The sequence below is a fragment of the Variovorax sp. P1_H2 genome (assembly GCF_056405295.1).
This window is the reverse complement of record NZ_JBFUCJ010000001.1, coordinates 42503-60389: the sequence shown is the minus strand read 5'-3', so window position 1 is coordinate 60389 and position 17887 is coordinate 42503. Positions and strand designations below refer to the sequence as shown.

The 17887-nt window shown below is 67.8% G+C and carries 18 protein-coding genes; 14 read left to right on the top strand and 4 right to left on the bottom strand.

Annotated elements, in window-relative coordinates; translation table 11 throughout:
• The first annotated feature begins 86 nt into the window (after positions 1-86).
• From AC1D2E_RS00315 to AC1D2E_RS00250, 14 genes are all read left to right on the top strand, one after another.
• Positions 87-1400: an ABC transporter substrate-binding protein gene (locus AC1D2E_RS00315; protein WP_478195539.1), complete on the top strand. Its 1314-nt coding sequence runs from the start codon at positions 87-89 to the stop codon at positions 1398-1400.
• Between the two features lie 22 nt (positions 1401-1422).
• Positions 1423-2319 carry a branched-chain amino acid ABC transporter permease gene (locus AC1D2E_RS00310; RefSeq protein WP_478195538.1) on the top strand — a complete coding sequence of 299 codons (897 nt, stop codon included), beginning with the start codon at positions 1423-1425 and terminating at the stop codon, positions 2317-2319.
• Positions 2316-3260 (top strand): branched-chain amino acid ABC transporter permease, encoded by a 945-nt coding sequence (locus AC1D2E_RS00305; protein WP_478195537.1) that lies wholly within the window; start codon positions 2316-2318, stop codon positions 3258-3260. The genes AC1D2E_RS00310 and AC1D2E_RS00305 overlap by 4 nt, the downstream gene beginning before the upstream one ends.
• Positions 3257-4042, top strand: a complete 786-nt coding sequence (locus tag AC1D2E_RS00300; RefSeq protein WP_478195536.1) for an ABC transporter ATP-binding protein — start codon at positions 3257-3259, stop codon at positions 4040-4042. The genes AC1D2E_RS00305 and AC1D2E_RS00300 overlap by 4 nt, the downstream gene beginning before the upstream one ends.
• A complete protein-coding gene (locus tag AC1D2E_RS00295; RefSeq protein WP_478195535.1) occupies positions 4039-4722 on the top strand; it encodes an ABC transporter ATP-binding protein in 684 nt (227 codons plus the stop codon). The genes AC1D2E_RS00300 and AC1D2E_RS00295 overlap by 4 nt, the downstream gene beginning before the upstream one ends.
• Complete coding sequence (locus AC1D2E_RS00290) at positions 4719-6329, top strand: GMC family oxidoreductase (RefSeq protein ID WP_478195534.1); 1611 nt, start codon at positions 4719-4721, stop codon at positions 6327-6329. Before AC1D2E_RS00295 ends, AC1D2E_RS00290 begins: the two co-directional genes overlap by 4 nt.
• A 2-nt stretch (positions 6330-6331) precedes the next feature.
• Positions 6332-7828 carry an aldehyde dehydrogenase family protein gene (locus AC1D2E_RS00285; protein WP_478195533.1) on the top strand — a complete coding sequence of 499 codons (1497 nt, stop codon included), beginning with the start codon at positions 6332-6334 and terminating at the stop codon, positions 7826-7828.
• 27 nt (positions 7829-7855) lie between these two features.
• Positions 7856-8623, top strand: a complete 768-nt coding sequence (locus AC1D2E_RS00280; protein WP_478195532.1) for an SDR family NAD(P)-dependent oxidoreductase — start codon at positions 7856-7858, stop codon at positions 8621-8623.
• 5 nt (positions 8624-8628) lie between these two features.
• Complete coding sequence (gene fahA, locus AC1D2E_RS00275) at positions 8629-9945, top strand: fumarylacetoacetase (protein ID WP_478195683.1); 1317 nt, start codon at positions 8629-8631, stop codon at positions 9943-9945.
• A 19-nt stretch (positions 9946-9964) separates the two neighbouring features.
• The gene (locus tag AC1D2E_RS00270) at positions 9965-10288 is read left to right on the top strand and encodes an NIPSNAP family protein (RefSeq protein ID WP_478195531.1); all 324 of its coding nucleotides are present in this window, start codon (positions 9965-9967) and stop codon (positions 10286-10288) included.
• A 26-nt stretch (positions 10289-10314) separates the two neighbouring features.
• A complete protein-coding gene (hmgA, locus tag AC1D2E_RS00265; RefSeq protein WP_478195530.1) occupies positions 10315-11616 on the top strand; it encodes a homogentisate 1,2-dioxygenase in 1302 nt (433 codons plus the stop codon).
• Between the two features lie 21 nt (positions 11617-11637).
• Positions 11638-12609 carry a tripartite tricarboxylate transporter substrate binding protein gene (locus AC1D2E_RS00260; RefSeq protein ID WP_478195529.1) on the top strand — a complete coding sequence of 324 codons (972 nt, stop codon included), beginning with the start codon at positions 11638-11640 and terminating at the stop codon, positions 12607-12609.
• Positions 12606-13187, top strand: coding sequence for an NADPH-dependent FMN reductase (locus AC1D2E_RS00255; protein WP_478195528.1), 582 nt, complete (start codon positions 12606-12608; stop codon positions 13185-13187). Before AC1D2E_RS00260 ends, AC1D2E_RS00255 begins: the two co-directional genes overlap by 4 nt.
• Positions 13188-13540: 353 nt before the next feature.
• Positions 13541-14524 (top strand): AraC-like ligand-binding domain-containing protein, encoded by a 984-nt coding sequence (locus AC1D2E_RS00250; protein WP_478195527.1) that lies wholly within the window; start codon positions 13541-13543, stop codon positions 14522-14524.
• A gap of 10 nt (positions 14525-14534) precedes the next feature.
• Here AC1D2E_RS00250 and AC1D2E_RS00245 read toward each other — a convergent pair whose 3' ends face one another.
• The 4 genes from AC1D2E_RS00245 to AC1D2E_RS00230 are packed head-to-tail and all read right to left on the bottom strand — an operon-like array spanning position 14535 to position 17887.
• Positions 14535-15242, bottom strand: a complete 708-nt coding sequence (locus tag AC1D2E_RS00245; RefSeq protein ID WP_478195526.1) for an ABC transporter ATP-binding protein — start codon at positions 15240-15242, stop codon at positions 14535-14537.
• 1 nt (position 15243) lies between these two features.
• A complete protein-coding gene (locus tag AC1D2E_RS00240; RefSeq protein ID WP_478195525.1) occupies positions 15244-15951 on the bottom strand; it encodes an ABC transporter ATP-binding protein in 708 nt (235 codons plus the stop codon).
• On the bottom strand, positions 15948-17021 hold the full coding sequence (locus AC1D2E_RS00235; RefSeq protein ID WP_478195524.1) for a branched-chain amino acid ABC transporter permease: 1074 nt from the start codon (positions 17019-17021) through the stop codon (positions 15948-15950). Before AC1D2E_RS00235 ends, AC1D2E_RS00240 begins: the two co-directional genes overlap by 4 nt.
• On the bottom strand, positions 17018-17887 hold the full coding sequence (locus tag AC1D2E_RS00230) for a branched-chain amino acid ABC transporter permease (RefSeq protein ID WP_478195523.1): 870 nt from the start codon (positions 17885-17887) through the stop codon (positions 17018-17020). Before AC1D2E_RS00230 ends, AC1D2E_RS00235 begins: the two co-directional genes overlap by 4 nt.

Below are 17887 nucleotides of genomic sequence, written 5' to 3'. Positions count from 1 at the left end.
GGAGACATTCCGATAAACGGACGGTCGTGAAGGACGCTGCCGAGGCTCGACAAGCGCAGTCCGATCGACCACCAGGAGACAATGACATGAAATTCCAAAGCAACTTTCGCTGGATCGCCGTCGCGCTCGGCGCAGCGTCCTTGTTCAGCGCCGCGAGCACCATCGCACAGACCGGCAAGGTGCGCATCGCCGTCGTCACGCCATTGACCGGCCCGCTGTCAGTGGTGAACGGGCCCGGCCAGAACGCCGCACGCATGCTGGCCGAAGCTATCAACAAGGGCGAGTTGCCGGCCCCCTACAACACCGGCAAGGGGCTGGGCGGCAAGGAGGTCGAACTGATCTTCCTCGACGAGAACGGCGGCAATGCCAAGCAGGTCGCGGAGTTCCGCGCATTGGTGGAGCGCCAGGGCGCCGATGCGGTGATGGGTTTCGGCTCGGCCGCCACCTGCGTCGCGATCGCACCCGTGGCCGAGGAACTCAAGGTCCTCACGGTGATGTCCACCTGTGCCACCCCGCGCATCTTCGAGGACGGCAAGTACGAGTACGTGTTCCGCACGACGGGCTCGACCACGATGGACAGCGTCGCGCTCGCGCTCTACGCGCAGGCCCGCATGCCGGCCGCGAAGACGGTGGGCCACATCAACCCGAACTACGCGCTGGGGCAGGATGCATGGCGCGACTTCAGCGCCGCGCTCAAGGCGGTGATGCCCGGCATCGAGGTGGTTGCCGAGCAATGGCCGACGCCGGGCTCGGGCCAGTACGCGGCCGAGATCTCGGCACTCGCCACGAAGCGGCCCGACATCATCCACACCTCGATGGCCGGCGCCGACCTGGAGGCTTTCTTCACCCAGATGCGTCCGCGCGGCCTGCATGAGCCCTCGAAGATCTACGCGCCACTACTCGAACTGTCCATGTATCGGATGGGTGCGCAGATCCCCGACGGCGTGGTGTTCACCGCTCGCGGCACCAACGGCCTGTTCGCGCCCAAGTCGGCACTCAACGACTGGTTCACCACCAATTACCAGAGCCGCTACAAGGACGCACCGGTCTATACCGCCTACCAGTACACCAACACGCTGCTCGCGCTCAAGGCCGCCTACGACAGCGCCGCCAAGGCGGGCGGCACTGGCACGCCGGCGCTGATCAAGGCGCTCAAGGGCCGCAGCATCGAGACCCCGAGCGGCACCATCCGGCTCGCGTTGGGCAACGGCCATCAGGCGATCCAGGACATGGCCGTCGGCGAGGCGTTCTTCGACGCGGAAAAGAAGACGGTATCGGTACGCAACGCCATGCGCTTCCCGGCCGAATGCGCGAACCCGCCCGAGGGCATCAAGAGCGAGGCCTGGCTGGCAGGCGGGATGGCCGGGCGCAAGTGCGACGGCATCGTCGCCGCCAAGTGAGCGAGATTTCGCCGACCGTCCCATGTCGACACTGCTCACCATCCTCATCGACGGCCTGATCTACGGCGCTTGGCTCTTCCTCGTGGCCGCCGGACTGACCCTGATCTTCGGTGTGATGAAGGTCCTGAACATCGCGCACGGCAACCTCTATGCCATCGGCGCCTACGTCGCTGCCACGGCAATGGGCTACTGGTTTGCCGACCGGCCGCCCTCCTTCGCTGCGTTCGCGATCCAGCTCGGCACGGCCGTGGTCGCCGGTATCGTGATGGGCCTGGCCCTGGAGTGCGGCGTGCTGCGCCGGCTGCGCGGCCGCGACGAAGTGTCGCTGGCGCTCGCGACCTATGCCCTGCTGCTGGTGCTGGACGACGTGATCCAGTTCATCTGGGGCACCTCGGCCTACCCGGCGAGCGCACCCTACGGCTTGCTGGGCAGTTCCGAGATCAATGGCCTGCGCTTCAATAACTACGAGTTCGTGCTGCTCGCCGCTGCCATCTCGGTCGGCCTGCTGCTCTGGTGGCTGCTGCAGCGCACACGCACCGGGCGCTGCCTCGCGGCCATCATCCGGGACCCCGAGATGTCGGCCGCCATGGGCATCAACGTTGAACGGCTCTACCTGGGGACCTTCATCCTCGGCGCCGTCCTCGCCGCGCTGGGCGGGGCACTCACCGCGCCCATGATCCAGGTGGCACCGGGCCTCGGCGCCGAGGTCATCGTCGTGACCTTCGCGGTCATCGTGATTGGCGGCATGGGCAGCATCCCGGGCGCCGCCGTGGGTGCGCTGGTCGTCGGGCTGGCGCGCGCCGCAACCATCCATCTGTTTCCCTTTGCCGAAGTGTTCATCGTCTACGCGGTGATGGCGCTCGTGCTCGCCGTGCGGCCCGAAGGGCTGTTCCCCCAAGCCGCACTGAGAAAGATATGAATTCCCTTCGCCGATCCGACGCATCCCTGCTCGGGCTGCTGGCCGTGCTGGCCGCGGCCGCCTTCTTCACGCCAAGCTGGCTGATGAGCCTGCTGGCCGTGGCACTCGCCAAGGGCCTGGTCGCGCTCGGCCTGCTGCTGCTTTTGCGCGCCGGCCTGGTGCCCTTCGGTCACGCGCTGTACTACTGCCTGGGCGGCTATGTCACCGGACTCGGCACGCCCTGGCTCGGCATCCGCGACACGCTGTTGCTGCTCGCGCTGGCGAGCCTGCTGTCCGGCGGCGTGGCCTTCGTCGCCGGCTTCCTGATGCGCCGCTACCGCGGCATCTTCTTCGCCATGCTGTCGATGGCCCTGTCGATGATCCTGTACGGCGTGCTGCTCAAGTCGCAGAGCCTGGGCTCGTCGGACGGCTTCACGGTGGCACGCGCATCCTTCTTCGCGGTGCAGACCGCGGGCCTGGGCGCGATCCGTTCCGTCTATCTGCTGACGGCGGTGGTCACGCTGCTCGCGGCCTGGGGCGTCTCGCGCTACCTGGCGACGGCGATGGGCCACATCGGCACCGCCATTCGCGAGAACGAGGTTCGCATGGAGTACCTCGGCTGTTCGCCCAGCCGGGTGATCCACATGGAGTACACGGCGTCCGGCGCGCTGGCCGGCGGCGCGGGCGCGCTCGTCGCGATCCTGGTCGGCCAGGTCGATCCGGGCATGGGCTTCTGGATGACTTCCGGTGAGTTCGTGTTCATCGCGATCCTCGCTGGTGCGGGCGGCATCTGGGGCTCGCTGGCCGCCGCCTTCGTGCTCGAAGGCATCCATGCGCTGGCCTTCGAGTACGCACCGCAGTACTGGAAGTTCGTGCTGGGTGCGACCCTGCTGCTGCTGATCGTGCGCTTCCCAAGTGGGCTGTCCAGCATCCTGAAGACACGCGGGAAGGTCCATTCATGAGCACGGCACCGCTCCTCGAAACACGCGACCTCACCGTCCGCTTCGGTGCCGTCGTGGCCGTGAACAAGGTCAGTGTGCGCATCGCCAAGGGCGACGTCGTCGGCCTGATCGGCACCAACGGCGCCGGCAAGACGACCTTCCTCAACATGGTGACCGGCTACCTGCGCCCGACCGGCGGCGACATCCTGCTCGACGGCCGCAGCACCCTCGGGCGAAGTCCGCGCGAGCTCGTGGCGCACGGTATGGCGCGTTCGTTCCAGGTGCCGCAGCTCTTCCCCGCGATGACAGTGCGCGAGCACCTTCTCTTCGCCCTGGCACTGGCGGACGGCTCCACCGGGGGACTGCTGAACCCCTTGCATTCCGCGCAGAGCCAGGCCCGCGCCACCGAGGTGCTCGGGCGCTTCGGCTTGCAGTCCATCGGCGAGCGGYCGGTCAACCTGGTTCCCCAGGGGCAGCGCAAGTTGATTGATATCGCGATGGCCTTGTCGCTGAAGCCGAAGCTGCTGTTGCTGGACGAACCTGCCAGCGGCGTGTCGTCCGCCGAGAAGATGYCGTTGATGGAGGTCGTGTTCGACGCCATCCGCGCGCGCGGCGTCACCGTGCTCTTCGTGGAGCATGACATGGACGTGGTGCGCCGCTACGTGACGCGCATCCTCGCCTTCCGCGACGGGTTGATGATCGCCGACGGTGCACCCGACGCGGTCATGCGCGACGCCCAGGTCGCCTCCGCCGTGCTGCGTGGCAAGACCCCGGCAGTAGCCGGAAAGGCAGGTGCCGCATGATCGAGACGCGCAAGCTTTGCGTGGCTGTCGGGCCTGTATCGATCCTGGAGCAGGTCGATCTGGATGCACCCCAGGGCGCCGTGCTGGGCGTGGTCGGCCACAACGGCGCAGGCAAGACCACGCTGATGCGCACGCTGATCGGCGTGCTGCCCGCGGCCTCGGGCCAGGTCTGGCTCGATGGCATCGACGTCACCGGCTGGCCCACCCAGCACCGCGCGCGCCTGGGCATCGGCTATATGCCCGAAGACCGGCGGCTGATTCCCGAGCTGACGGTGCGGGCCAACATCGAACTGCCCCTTGAGGTCGCTCGGCTCGACGCCACGGAGCGCAACCGGCGCGTGGCCGGCGTGCTCGACATGATCCCGGAACTCGCTCCGCTGATTCAGCGGCGCGGCAACCAGCTTTCCGGTGGGCAGCAGAAGCTGGCCGCGCTAGCGCGCGCCATCTGCCAGGGACAGCGCCTGCTGCTGCTCGACGAGCCCTTCGAGGGCGTCGCGCCGGCCCTGGTGCAACGGCTCGCGGCGGTGCTGCGCGCCCTACGGCACCAGGGCCCGACCATCCTGGTCACCGACTCCGAGGGCGCGAACCTCGAGGGTCTGTGCGACTGGCGCTTCGCCATCGAACGCGGCCGCGTGCGGCTGGACGACTCCTTCCACAACAACCCAGAGACTCTTCCGTGAACACGTCGCAAGACTATGACTACATCGTGGTGGGCGGCGGCTCCGCCGGCTGTGTGCTGGCCAACCGCCTGTCCGCCGACCCGACGCAGCGCGTACTGCTGATCGAAGCCGGCGCCCGCGACAACAGCATCTTCATCCGCATGCCGGCCGGCTTCAGCCGCGTGTTCGGCACGCACCGGATGTGGGACTATCAATCGGAGCCGCAGGCCGGCCTGGGCGGGCGCACTGCTTTCGTGCCGCAGGGCCGCACGCTGGGTGGCAGCGGCTCCATGAACGGCATGATCTATATCCGCGGCGATCGCCAGGACTATGACGACTGGCGGGACGGCGGCTGCAAGGGCTGGGGCTACGACGACGTGCTGCCGTGGTTTCGCCAGTCCGAGGGGAACCAGCGCCTGTCCGACGTGTACCACGGTGCCGCCGGCCCCCTCAAGGTCATCGACACGCCCTACCGCCATGCGCTTAACGCGGCGTTCGTGCGCTCCGCACAGGAGGTCGGCCTGCCGTTCAACCACGACTTCAACGGTGCCTCGCAACTGGGCGCCGGGTTCTATCAGATCACGTCCTTCGAGGGCGAGCGCGGCAACACGGCGCGCTTTTTCCTGCGGCCCGCGATGGGACGCCCGAACCTCGACGTGCGCACCGATCTGACGGCCGCACGCGTGCTGTTCGACGGCACGCGCGCCACCGGCATCGAATGCCTGGAGAGCAAGGGGCACCACGCCAAGGTCGCCTTCCGCGCCAGGCGCGAGGTGATCCTCTGCGCAGGCGGCCTGGGCAGCGCCAAGATCCTGCTCCAGTCGGGGGTCGGGCCGGGCGCACAACTGCAGGCGGTCGGGGTCCCGCAGGTGAAAGATCTGGCCGGCGTCGGCCGCAACTACCAAGACCATCTCGAAGTGCCGGTGTATGGCCAGACACGCGAACCGATCAGCCTGTTCGGACACGACCGCGGCCTGACGGCTTTGCGGCACGGCGCGCAATGGGCTCTCTTCAAGAGCGGCCTGATGACCTCGAACGTGGTCGAGTCGGGTGGCTTCTTCGACACAGACGGCGACGGGCGCGCGGACGTCCAGTTCCACGTGCTGCCGGTGCTGGTGGGCGACGTGGACCGCGCGCCGCCGATGGTGCACGGGCTCACGCTGAACCCCTGCCAGCTCGCACCGAAGTCGCGCGGCGAGTTGCGACTGCGCAGCAGCGATCCGCTCGACCTGCCCTGGCTGGACGCCGGTGCGCTGGCCGACGAGGACGACGTACGCGTGCTGCGCGAAGGCGTCCGGCTGGCGCGCCGAATCCTGGCTGCCCCATCGCTCGCCGCGCTTGTGAGCCAGGAGATCGAGCCTTTGCCCGAGTTCGCCGGCGACGACGACGCCGCCATCGACGCCCGCGTGCGCCACTACGCCAAGACCGTCTACCACCCCGGCGGCACCTGCAAGATGGGGACCGACGCCATGGCGGTGGTCGACCCGCAATTGCGCGTGCACGGTCTGCAGGGGCTGCGCGTGGCCGACGTGTCGGTCATGCCGGCCATCCCCCGCGGCAACACGAACGCCGGCACGATCATGATCGCCGAGCGGGCGGCCGACTTCATCCAATCCGAAAGGGCCTGAGCATGCTTCAGAACAACCTGGGGCTGCTGAGCACAGCCACCCGCATCGCACTTGAACACGAGCCGCGCGTCTTCATCGGCGGTGAGTGGCAGACCATCTCGGACAGCCTGCCGGCAGTGGATCCGAGCAGCGCGACGCCGATCGCCCGCATCGCAGCCGCCGGCTCGGTGCAGATCGATGCGGCCGTGCGCGCCGCACGCACCGCCTTCGAAACCGGCCCCTGGCCGCGCATGCATGGCGCCGAGAGAGAAGCCCTGCTGCGCCGACTGGCCGACCTGATCGAACGCGACCGCCAGACGCTGGCCGAACTGGAGGTGGTCGACGTCGGCATGCCGATCTGGATGGCACGCGACCTGAACGTCGGCGGTGCGATCGGCGTGCTGCGCTACATGGCCGGGTTCGCGGGCCGCGCGAACGGCCGCACCGTCCAGGTCGGCGTGCCGATCCCAGGCTCGGCCTTCTTCGGCTACACGCAGAAGGAGCCGCTGGGCGTTGTCGGCGCGATCATCCCGTGGAATGTGCCGCTGATGATGTCGGTGTGGAAGCTCGCGCCGGCACTCGCGGCCGGCTGCACCGTGGTGCTCAAGCCGTCCGAAGAGGCCTCGCTGAGCGTGCTGTACCTGGCGGGGCTCGTCCGCGAGGCAGGCTTCCCCGCAGGCGTCGTCAACGTGGTCACCGGCACGGGCCCCGAGGCCGGGGCGGCTCTCGCGGCGCATCCGGCGCTCGACAAGATCACCTTCACCGGCTCGACCAGCACCGGCACGCAAGTGGCGCTCGCCGCCGCACGCAACGTCACCAAGGCCACGTTGGAACTGGGCGGCAAGTCGCCGCAGATCCTGTTTGCAGATGCCGACCTGGACAAGGCCATCCCCGGCATTGCCGGCAGCATCTTCCTCAACTCCGGGCAGGTGTGCGTGGCGGGATCGCGGTTGTACGTCGACAGGCGCATCCACGACGAAGCAGTCGACCGCCTAGCACGGCACGCCGATGCGATGCGTCTCGGTGCCGGCCTGGCACCGGACACCGAGCTTGGGCCGCTGGTCAACGCCCGTCAGCAGCAAAACGTGCTGCAGCACCTGGACGCCGCCCAGCGGGCCGGCGCCGAATTGCTGACCGCCGCCCCGCGCATCGATGCCGCGGGCTTCTACGTGCGCCCCAGCGTGGTCGCGGTGGCGGACCAGACCGCCGCCATCGTGCGCGAAGAGCTGTTCGGCCCGGTCATCACGGTCACGCCGTTCGACGGCGTGGACGAGGCAGTGCAGATGGCCAACGACACGCCCTACGGCCTGTCGGCCTGCCTGTGGACGCGCGACCTGGCCACGATGCATTCGGTCGTGCCGTTCATCCGCTCGGGCAAGGTGGCCGTCAATACCGAGCCGATGCCCTGGCCGGGCCTGCCAGAAGGCGGTCGGCGTGCATCGGGCTACGGACGCGACCTCGGTGAGGAGTCCTTCGAGTCCTTCCTCGAGACCAAGTCGGTGCTGGTCCGCTACGCCTGACCTCTTCACTCCCTACAGCGAACCATCATGACTCTTTCACAGCCTGGCGCATCCGATGCGCTGAACGGCAAGGTCGCCGTCGTCACCGGCGGCAGCAGCGGCATCGGCGCCGCCACCGTCCGATTGCTGGCCGCATCGGGTGCCACGGTCGTCATCGGCTTCAATCAGGGCGAACAACGCGCCGAGCTGCTGCGCACCCAGCTTCCCGGCGAGCGGCACCAGACCCTGCACATGCCGCTGACCGACAGCGGCGCGCATGCGGCGCTCGCGGAATCGCTACAGGCCGCGTTCGGCCGCATCGACATCCTCGTGAACTCGGCCGGTTTCACCCAGCGCATTCCGCACGCCAACCTGGATGCGCTGACGCCCGTGCTCTTCAACGAGATCCTGCTGGCCAACACTGGTGGGCCGTTCTCGATCACCCGCGCACTGCTGCCACTGCTGCGCGCCTCAAGCGCCGCCACCGTGGTGAACGTTTCATCGGTGTCGGCCTTCACCGGCCTGGGCAGCAACGTCGCCTACTGCGCGGCCAAGGCCGCGCTGGACACGATGACGGTGTCGCTGGCCCGCGCCTTCGGCCCGGGCGTGCGCTTTCTCAGTGTGTCGCCGGCCTCGGTCGACACCGATTTCGTCCAGGGACGCAACCGCGAGGAGCTGGAGAAGAAAGCTGCGGCCACACCGCTGGGGCGCATCGTCACGCCCGAGGATGTGGCGCTCTCGGTGCTGGCCTGCGTGACGCACTTGCGGACTGCCACCGGCATACGCATCGTGATTGACGGAGGACACAGCCTGTGAACGCAATGCCGAACGCCACCCACGACCCTGCCCTGCGCAGTTGGGTCGCCTCGGCCAACGCAGCCGACGCCGACTTCCCGATCCAGAACCTGCCCTTCGCCGTGTTCCGCCCGCGCGCCGGCGACGGGCCGGCCCGTTGCGGCGTGGGCATCGGCGACCGCATCCTCGATGTCGGCGCTTGTGCGGAACATCTGGACGGGCTCGCCGGCACGGCTGCGCTCGCCTGCCGCGCCCCCACGCTGAACGACCTGATGGCGCTGGGCGCACCGGCCGCTTCAGCCTTGCGCGCGGGGTTGTCGCAACTGCTGGCCGAGCGTGCTGACTCGAAGGCCACCCGGGACGCCGCCAGTCGCGCGATGTCTAGCCTGGACGAGGTGCAACTGCTGATGCCGGTGAAGGTCGGTGGCTTCACCGATTTCTTCGCGTCGATCCACCACGCAACGAATGCCGGTCGGCTGTTCCGCCCGGACATGCCGCTGCTGCCGAACTACAAGCATGTGCCCATCGCCTACAACGGCCGGGCCAACAGCGTGCGCGTCAGCGGCGCACCGGTGCAGCGTCCGTTCGGCCAGCTGAAGGCGCCGGGCGACGTGGAGCCGCGCTTTGCGCCGGCGCAAAGGCTGGACTACGAGGTCGAGCTCGGCGTCTATGTCGGCAGTCCGTCCGGGCAGGGCCTGCCAATCACGGTCGGTGATGCGTGGAAACACGTATTCGGCTTCTCGCTGCTCAACGATTGGTCGGCGCGCGACATCCAGGCCTGGGAATACCAACCCCTGGGGCCATTTCTCGCGAAGAGCTTCGCGACGACGGTATCGCCCTGGGTCGTCACAGCCGAGGCACTGGTGCCTTTTCGCTCGCCAGCAGCGGCAAGGCCCGCGGGCGATCCGGCTCCCCTTCCCTACCTGTGGGACGACGCCGACCAGCGCCACGGTGGACTACGCATCACGCTCGACGCCCACTTGCGCAGCGAACGGATGGCCGCTGCTGGACTGCCACCGCAGCGGCTGTCGCGGTCGGGTACCGACCTTCTCTACTGGACCGTCGCACAGATGCTGGCACACCACACGAGCAATGGCGGCGCGCTCGACACCGGCGACCTGCTGGGCTCCGGCACCGTATCGGGCGACAGCGTCGACGCGCTCGGCAGCCTGCTCGAGATCACTTCGGGCGGCAGCCGGCCGCTTACGCTGCCCGGCGGCGAGCTGCGCACCTTCCTGGCCGATGGCGACGAAGTCACCCTCACCGGCCGCTGCGAAGCGCCCGGCTACGTGGGCATCGGCTTCGGGCAGTGCAGCGCGATCCTGCGTGCGGCGCGGGACTGATTCACAGAAGGAGACAGACATGATCGTCGAACAGAGAACGTATACAACCCATCCCGGCAAATGGCGGGAATATCTCGCGCTGTATGAAGCCGAGGGACTGGAGATCCAGAAGCGCATCCTCGGACGGATGGTCGGCTACTACCGGTCCGAGACGGGCGCGCTCAGCCAGATCGTTCACCTGTGGGCCTACGAGGACATGAACGAACGCACGGGCCGGCGCCATGCGCTGATGGCGGACCCGGGCTTCAAGGCCTATGTCGCCAAGATGCTGCCGCTCCTGCAGAGCCAGGAGTCCCGCATCCTCGTCCCGGCCGATTTCTTCACGCCGCAATGGCAACAGTGACCCGCGCAACGCAAGGAGCCAGCCCCATGGCGCGCAAGGACGTTCCCGCTATCTCCTACCAGAGCGGCTTCGGAAACCAGTTCGTCAGCGAGGCCCGCCCGGGCGCCCTGCCGGTCGGGCGTAACTCGCCGCAGCAGGCGCCCATGGGGCTGTACGCGGAGCTGCTGTCGGGGGCCGCCTTCACCGCACCACGCGAACAGAACCGCAGGACGTGGATGTACCGCATCCAGCCTAGCGCGATGCACGAAGTTTTCGCACGGATCGACGACCGGCGCTGGCGCAGCGGCCCCTTCAATGAGACAGAAACACCGGCGAACCGTCTGCGCTGGGACCCGTGGCCAATGCCCGACGTCCCCGCCGACTTCGTCGACGGCATGGTCACCATCGCTGGCAATGGCGACGCCCATGCGCAGACCGGTTGCGCGGTGCATGTCTATCTCGCCAATCACTCGATGGAAAGGCGCTACTTCATGAACTCGGATGGGGAGTTCCTGATCGTTCCGCAGACGGGCGCGCTGCTGCTGCACACGGAGCTCGGGCAGCTGCATGTGCAGCCCGGCGAAATTGCGCTCGTGCCCCGCGGGATGCGATTCAGGGTCGAACTACCTGAAGCAGAGGCCCGCGGCTATGTCTGCGAGAACTACGGCGCGCCATTCCGGCTGCCGGAGCTCGGCCCGATCGGTTCGAACGGTCTGGCCAATGCCAGAGACTTCCTCGCGCCGGTTGCGGCCTTCGAGACCGACGTCGGTCCGGTGCGCATCGTCAACAAGTTTCTCGGCCATCTCTGGGAAGGCGGCCAGCCGCATTCTCCGCTCGACGTCGTCGCATGGCATGGCAACCTCACGCCTTACAAGTACGACCTGGCGCGGTTCATGACGATCGGCACCATCAGCTTCGATCATCCGGACCCGTCGATTTACACCGTGCTCACGTCGGGCACCGACACGCCGGGCGTGGCGAACTGCGACTTCGTGATCTTCCCCCCGCGCTGGCTCGTCGCCGAAGACACCTTCCGTCCGCCATGGTTCCATCGCAACGTCATGAGCGAGCTCATGGGGCTGGTTCGCGGCGTCTACGACGCCAAGGCCGAGGGTTTCGTCCCTGGCGGAATGAGCCTGCACAACTGCATGCTGCCGCACGGCCCCGATGCGGCGACATTCGAGAAGGCGAGCGCCGCGGAGCTTGCCCCTCACCGGATCCGGGACACGCTGGCCTTCATGTTCGAAAGCCGGTATGTCTTCAGGCCGACCGCCCAGGCCCTGGCCGCTAGGAACCTACAGGTCGACTACGACGCGGTCTGGCAGGGATTCACGCCGGGAAACCGATAAGACAGAAAACAGGAGACAGACATGGTTCAGATCAGCAGACGCAGCTTCATTGCTGGCGCGGCCGGAAGCTTGCTGGTGCCCGCGGCCCTTGCACAGGACAGGTATCCCTCGCGCGCCCTCCAGCTGACGCATGGCTTCGGTGCGGGCGGCAATGCCGATGTAGTGTCCCGACTCTTCGCGCAGAAGATGCAGGACGTGCTCAAACAACCCGTGGTGGTCGACATCAAGAGCGGCGCAGGCGGCGCCATCGCCAGCGACTACGTAGCCAAGTCGAAGCCGGATGGCTACAACCTCGTCATGCTGACAGGCGCCCACACGGTATCCGCCGCGCTTCGGAAGTCATTGCCTTTCGACGCGATCCGGGATTTCTCGTTCATCTCCACCGTGACGAGCTTTCCTTTTGTGATCGCGGTGCGTTCGGAGCATCCCGCCAAGAGCCTGCAGGACCTGCTCGCGCTCGCGGGAAAGAAGCCGGACGAAGTGACGTTCACTTCCGTCGGCGTCGGCTCCACGCAGCATATGGTCGGGGAGCTGCTCGGAGTGACGGCCAACGTCAAGTTGCTGCATGTGCCCTACCGCGGCGGTGGCGCGCCAGTGCAGGCCGTAATCGCGGGGGACGTGGACATCCTGGCCGACACACTCACCGTTGCCTCCCCGCACATCAAGTCGGGACGCCTGCGCGCGCTGGCGGTCACCAGCGCGCAGCCGTGGCCCTCGATGCTCGAGATCCCACCGGTCTCCGCAGTATTGAAAGGCTTCGAGATCCGTTCGTGGCTGGGCCTTGCCGCCGCAGCCGGTACGCCCGCGGACATCGTCGACCTGCTCAACAAGGCCATCAGAACGGCGGCCGAGGATTCGGCCACCAAGGCCTCGCTGTTCAATCTCGGGAGCGAGCCCGCCCCGTCGTCGCCGGGGCAGATGACCGATATGGTCAAGCGGGAAATCGAGCGCTGGCGGTCCGTCGTGGCAAAGGCGGGGATCCAGCCTCAATGACCTTCGTCGCAGAATTCAAGGTCGTCGGCCTGTGCGGAAGCTTAAGGAGCGCGTCATACAACGCGATGGCGCTCAAGCTCGCGGGTGAATGCATGCCGGCGGCGATGACCCTCGAGATCCTGGATTGGCGCGAAGTTCCTCCGTTCGACGCGGACAACTTGGCGCGAGGTATCCCGAAATCCGTCATGTCTCTCAAAGAGAAGATTCGACGAGCCGACGCCGTAGTTATCGCGACGCCTGAGTACAACTTTTCGATCCCCGGAATGCTGAAAAACACCCTCGACTGGCTGTCGCGCGGGTACGACCAGCCTTTTCAAAGAAAGCCGGTCGCTATAGTGTCAGCGGCAACGGGACCACTCGGTGGTGCGCGCGTACAGTACGAATTGCGCAAGGTCCTGCTGTTCCTGGATGCGCTGGTACTTCCAAAGCCAGAGATTTTTATTGGACAGGCGGCATCAAAGTTTGATTCGCAAGGAGTCTGTGTTGACGTTCCGACGCGCGAATTCGTGGCTGGACAGATGACGGCCCTTCAGAAATGGCTCGTCGACTCTCGCCCAATGCAAATTACTCATTCATAGAATTTCGCCGACAGTCGCTTGGTTCAATCGGGACTTGAATCTTTGAGGATATTGAATTCCATGGCGGTCGGGTAAATGCAAGACCCAGAACGACCGATCTAAGCGAAGCTGCCCGCGAATTGTTTTTAATGCAGGCCGGCTTCGCGACAGGCCATTACCATCGGCGGAATCGGGCTGCGGATTCCTTCGGCCGGCGTCTTCGGCGACCAATCCGTGCGTTGACCCGGCGCGCACCGCGCGTTGACCGGGAGTGCAGGGCCCGCCCTGGCCGGGTGGAAACACCGATGATCGCCCGCCCCTGCATGCCTATCCTGCGGAAGCGCTTTCGGCGCCCCCAAGAGAGACACCACGGCATGAACGCAAACCACTTCAGCACGCTGCTCGAACACCCCGAGGACCGCCAGGCCTGCTGGGGCCGGATCAGCGAGTCGTACTTCGGCGCGCTGCGCGTGCAGTGCCTCGATGCGGGCACCTTCGACGCGCGCATGGATGCCTACGCGCTGGGTCCGCTGGGCATTTTCACGATCGAAGCCCCCTCGCACCGCGTGGCGCGGCCCGACACGCGCCAGGAGATCGTGCTGGACGACCACTACAAGCTGGTGCTGCAACTCGGCGGCCACGGCCACATCTCGCAGCGAGACCGCGAGTTTCATCTGCACCCCGGCGACTGGAGCCTCTACGACCCGCGCGTGCCCTATGCGATCACCAACCCCGAGCGCTCGCGCCTGCTGGCCATCACGATTCCGCGGCAGCAGTTCAAGGGCATGAAGATCCCCGACCTGCACACCTGCGAGGCACACACGCCGGCGATGCGCGGGCTCTATGCCGTGCTGGGCTCGTTCCTCACCTCGCTGGCCGATCAACTGCCCTCGCTGCCCGACGCGGTCGGCCGCTCGGTCAGCGACACCGTGCTGAGCCTGCTCGCATCGACGCTTGCCACGCACTCCGACGAGCAGTTCGGCGCGCATCCGGTCCCCGGCGTGCTGAAGGCCCGCGTCAAGCAGTTCGTGCATGCGCACCTGGCAGACCCCGCGCTGTCGCTGGACCTCATCGCACAGCAGCTGCGCTGCTCCAAGCGTTACCTGCACCGCGTGTTCGAGGACGAAGACCAGACGCTGGACCGCTTCATCTGGCAGATGCGGCTCGAACGCTGCAGCGAGGCGCTGCGTAGCGCGGCCGGCCGCCGCATCTCGGTGTCCGAGATCGCCTTCGCCTGGGGCTTCAACAGCAGCGCGCATTTCTGCCGCGCGTTCAAGGCCCAGTACGGCGTGGCGCCGCGCGAGTTCCAGCGGCGCGAGGCCGAGCAGGCCCTCGCCTCGGCGGCGCTGGCGCACTGAGGGTCTGCAGCTAGGCCGCAGCCAGGTAGCTGCTGTGCAGGATCTCCGGCCGGCTGCGCAATTTTTCCGATGATCCCGCGAACGCCATCCGCCCGCGCTCCAGCACATAGGCGCGGCTGGAGACGGCCAGCGCCACGGTCGTGAACTGTTCGATCAGTAGCACGCCGACGCCCTCGCGCGCGACCTGCTGCACCACCTCCACCAGCCGCTTGACCACGGTGGGCGCGAGCCCCAACGAGAGTTCGTCGATCGCCAGGTAGCGCGGCTTGCCGATCAGTGCCTGGGCGATGCAGACCATCTGCTTCTGCCCGCCCGAGAGCGAGCGCGCGGGCAGCGCGAGCTTCACGCGCAGCTCGGGAAACACCGCAAGCACCTGCTCGATCGAATCCGCAACGCGGGCCGCCGGCAGCGCCGTGGCTGCGGCGCGCAGGTTGTCGAGCACCGACAGGTCGCCGAGCACGCGATGCCCCTCCGGCACCACCGCCACGCCCAGCGCGCGCACCCGCTCGGGCCGCTGGCCGTGCAGCGCATGGCCCTCGACCTCGACGCGCCCGCCGGCGAGCGGCAGCACGCCGGCGATGGCCATCACCGTGCTCGACTTGCCCGCGCCGTTGGCGCCGAGCAGCGCGGTCACCTCACCTGGCGGCACCTGCAGGTCGATGCCGTGCAACACGGCCTTGCCGCCGCGCTGCAGGCGCAGATCATGGATGCTCAGCATGTCATTCCGTCCCCAGGTAGGCCTTGCGCACGGCCGGATCGTCGAGCACCGCGCGCGTCGGCCCAAGCGCGAGGCGGCAGCCGAAGTCGAGCACCAGCGTCTGTGTGCAGATGGCCGCGATCAGGTCGACGTCGTGGTCGATGAGCAGCACCTGCGCGCCGCAGAAGGAATGCACCGAGCCGATCACGCGGCGCAGCGCGCCGGCCTCCTGCTCGGTGAGGCCCGCGCCGGGCTCGTCGAGCAGCAGCAGCTTGGGCGCGCCGACCAGCGATTTCGCGATTTCCAGCATGCGGCGCTGGAACAGGTTCAGGCGTTGGCCCAGGACAGTCGCCACGTCGAGCAGCCCGGTGTGGGACAGCGCCCGCGCCACCTGCCCAGCCGCATCGCCGCGTGCATGCGGCACGTGGTCGAGCAGCGCCCGCACGTTGTCCCACACGCTCAGGTCTTCCACCACCTGTTCGGTCTGGAACGAACGCCGCAAGCCAAAGCGCACGCGCTCGATGGGCTTCAGGCCCAGCAGGTCGGCGCCGTCCACCGTGACGGTGCCGGCGCGCGGCTGCACGAGGCCGCTCAACACGTTGACCAGCGTGGTCTTGCCCGCGCCGTTCGGCCCGATCAGGCCGCACACGGGCGCATCGAGTTCGGCGCTGAGTCCGTCGATGGCCTTGACGCCCCCAAAGGCGACGGTGAGATCGCTCACCCGGATCATGGGCCGGCCTCCTTGCCGCCACGCGCGAACCGTTTGCGCACCGCATCGAACGCATCCGCCAGTTGCCCGGCTATGCCGCTCGGCGCCGTGATGAGCGCATGCAGCAACGCAACGCCGAAGAAGATCATTGCGAGATAGCCGTTCACGCCGAAGTCCGTAAGCAATGCCGGCACGGCGCGCAGCAACAGCCCCGCGATCAACGCACCGGCCCAGTGGTACACGCCACCCACCACGGTGAGCGCGAACAGCATCACCGAATCGCCCGCGGTGAAGGCTCGCCCGTCGAGCTGGCCCACACCGCCCGCGAGCAATGCGCCCGCCACACCGGCGCAGAAGCCCGCCAGCCCGAAGGCCCAGGTCTGGTAGCGCAGGATGTTCACGCCGGCCGCCACGGCCGCGGCCTCGCCGCGCCGGATCAGCGCCCACGACCGGCCGGCCCGCGTGCGCCGGTGCAGCTCGATCAGCGCCAGCACCGCCGCCAGCCACACCGCCACGTAGCGGAAGTACGCCGCATCGGACAGCGCCAGCGCGGGCCGCGGCATCATCAGCCGCTCGCTGCCGAACACGCGGCCCAGCCAGCCCGCGCCGCCGTCGGGAAAGCCCATGACGTTGATCACCACCTGGAAGCCGCCGGCCATCATCATCGTAACGAGCGCGAGATAAAGCCCCTTGAGCCGCAGCGCCGGCAAACCCGCGAGCATGCCCACCCCGCACGACAGCAACCCACCCGCGAGCACCGACAGCTCGAAAGGCCAGCCCAGCCCGTGCCCCGCGCGCAATCCGATCCAGCCGCCCGCGCCGAGCAGCGCGTACTGGCACAGCGACACCAGCCCCAGCTGGCCGTAGAGCAGCGCCACGCCGGCCGCCGCGATCGACAGCGCGAGCGACGAGGTGAGCGTCTTGATCCAGTAGGCATTCGCCAGCCACGGCACGACGATGCCGATGAGCAGCACGCAGCCCACCATCATGGCCAGCGAGAGGCGCGCGCGGCGCGATGCCTCGGCCAGCGAGGCGGGCGCTGCCGCGATATCGGAAGCCGGCACCGCGCCGTTGAAGATCGAAGCGCTCATGCCTGCCGCGTCCCCGTGCGAAAGAAGACGATCATGGCCAGCGCAATCAGGAACGGCGTGGCGGTGCGAAACGCCGCAAAGCCCGGCACGGTGATCGCCAGCGCTTCGAGCACGCCGATGGCGATGCCGCCGGCCACCGTGGCCGGCAGCGAATGCAGCCGCCCGATGATCGCCGCGGCAAAGGCCGGAATCACCAGGAAGGTCAGCAGCGTGGCCTGCAGCCGCACGATGTTCGCCAGCAGCAGCCCGCACACGCCGGCGAAGGCGCCGCTCAACACCCAGGCCACCGTGTCGACGCCGAGCACACGAATGCCCAGCAGCGCGCTCAGGTCGCGGTCGTTGGCCAGCGCGCGCATCTTGAGGCCCACGCGCGTCTTCGACAGCAGCAGGCCGACGCCCCCCATCATCAGCACCGCCAGTGCGAGCCCCAGCGCCCGTGTGTGCGTGAGCCGCACCTCGACCTCGCCGAGCACGAACTCCAGCGCGCCCGCATCGGTGGGCAGCACCAGCCGGCGCGGCTGCTCGCCCCAATACCACTCGGTGAAGCCCACCACCACCAGCGCGAAGCCCAGTGTGGCGATGCTGCGGATGGTCGGGTCGCGGTGCGACAGCCGCGGCGCGAGCAACCGCCCGTAGGCCAGCGACAGCAGCATCGACGTGACGATGGCCGCGCACCACGCGAGGCCCTGCGGCCAGTCCGCTCCGAGCAGCGACCAGGCCACGTACGCGCCGATCGCGCCGATGGCGCCGAACGCGAAATTCAACACGCCCGACGAGCGATAGAGCACCACCAGCCCCACGCCCGAGAGCGCATAGACCGCGCCTAGGCCCAGGCCCGAGATGACGAAAGGCAGGTAGTCCTCCAT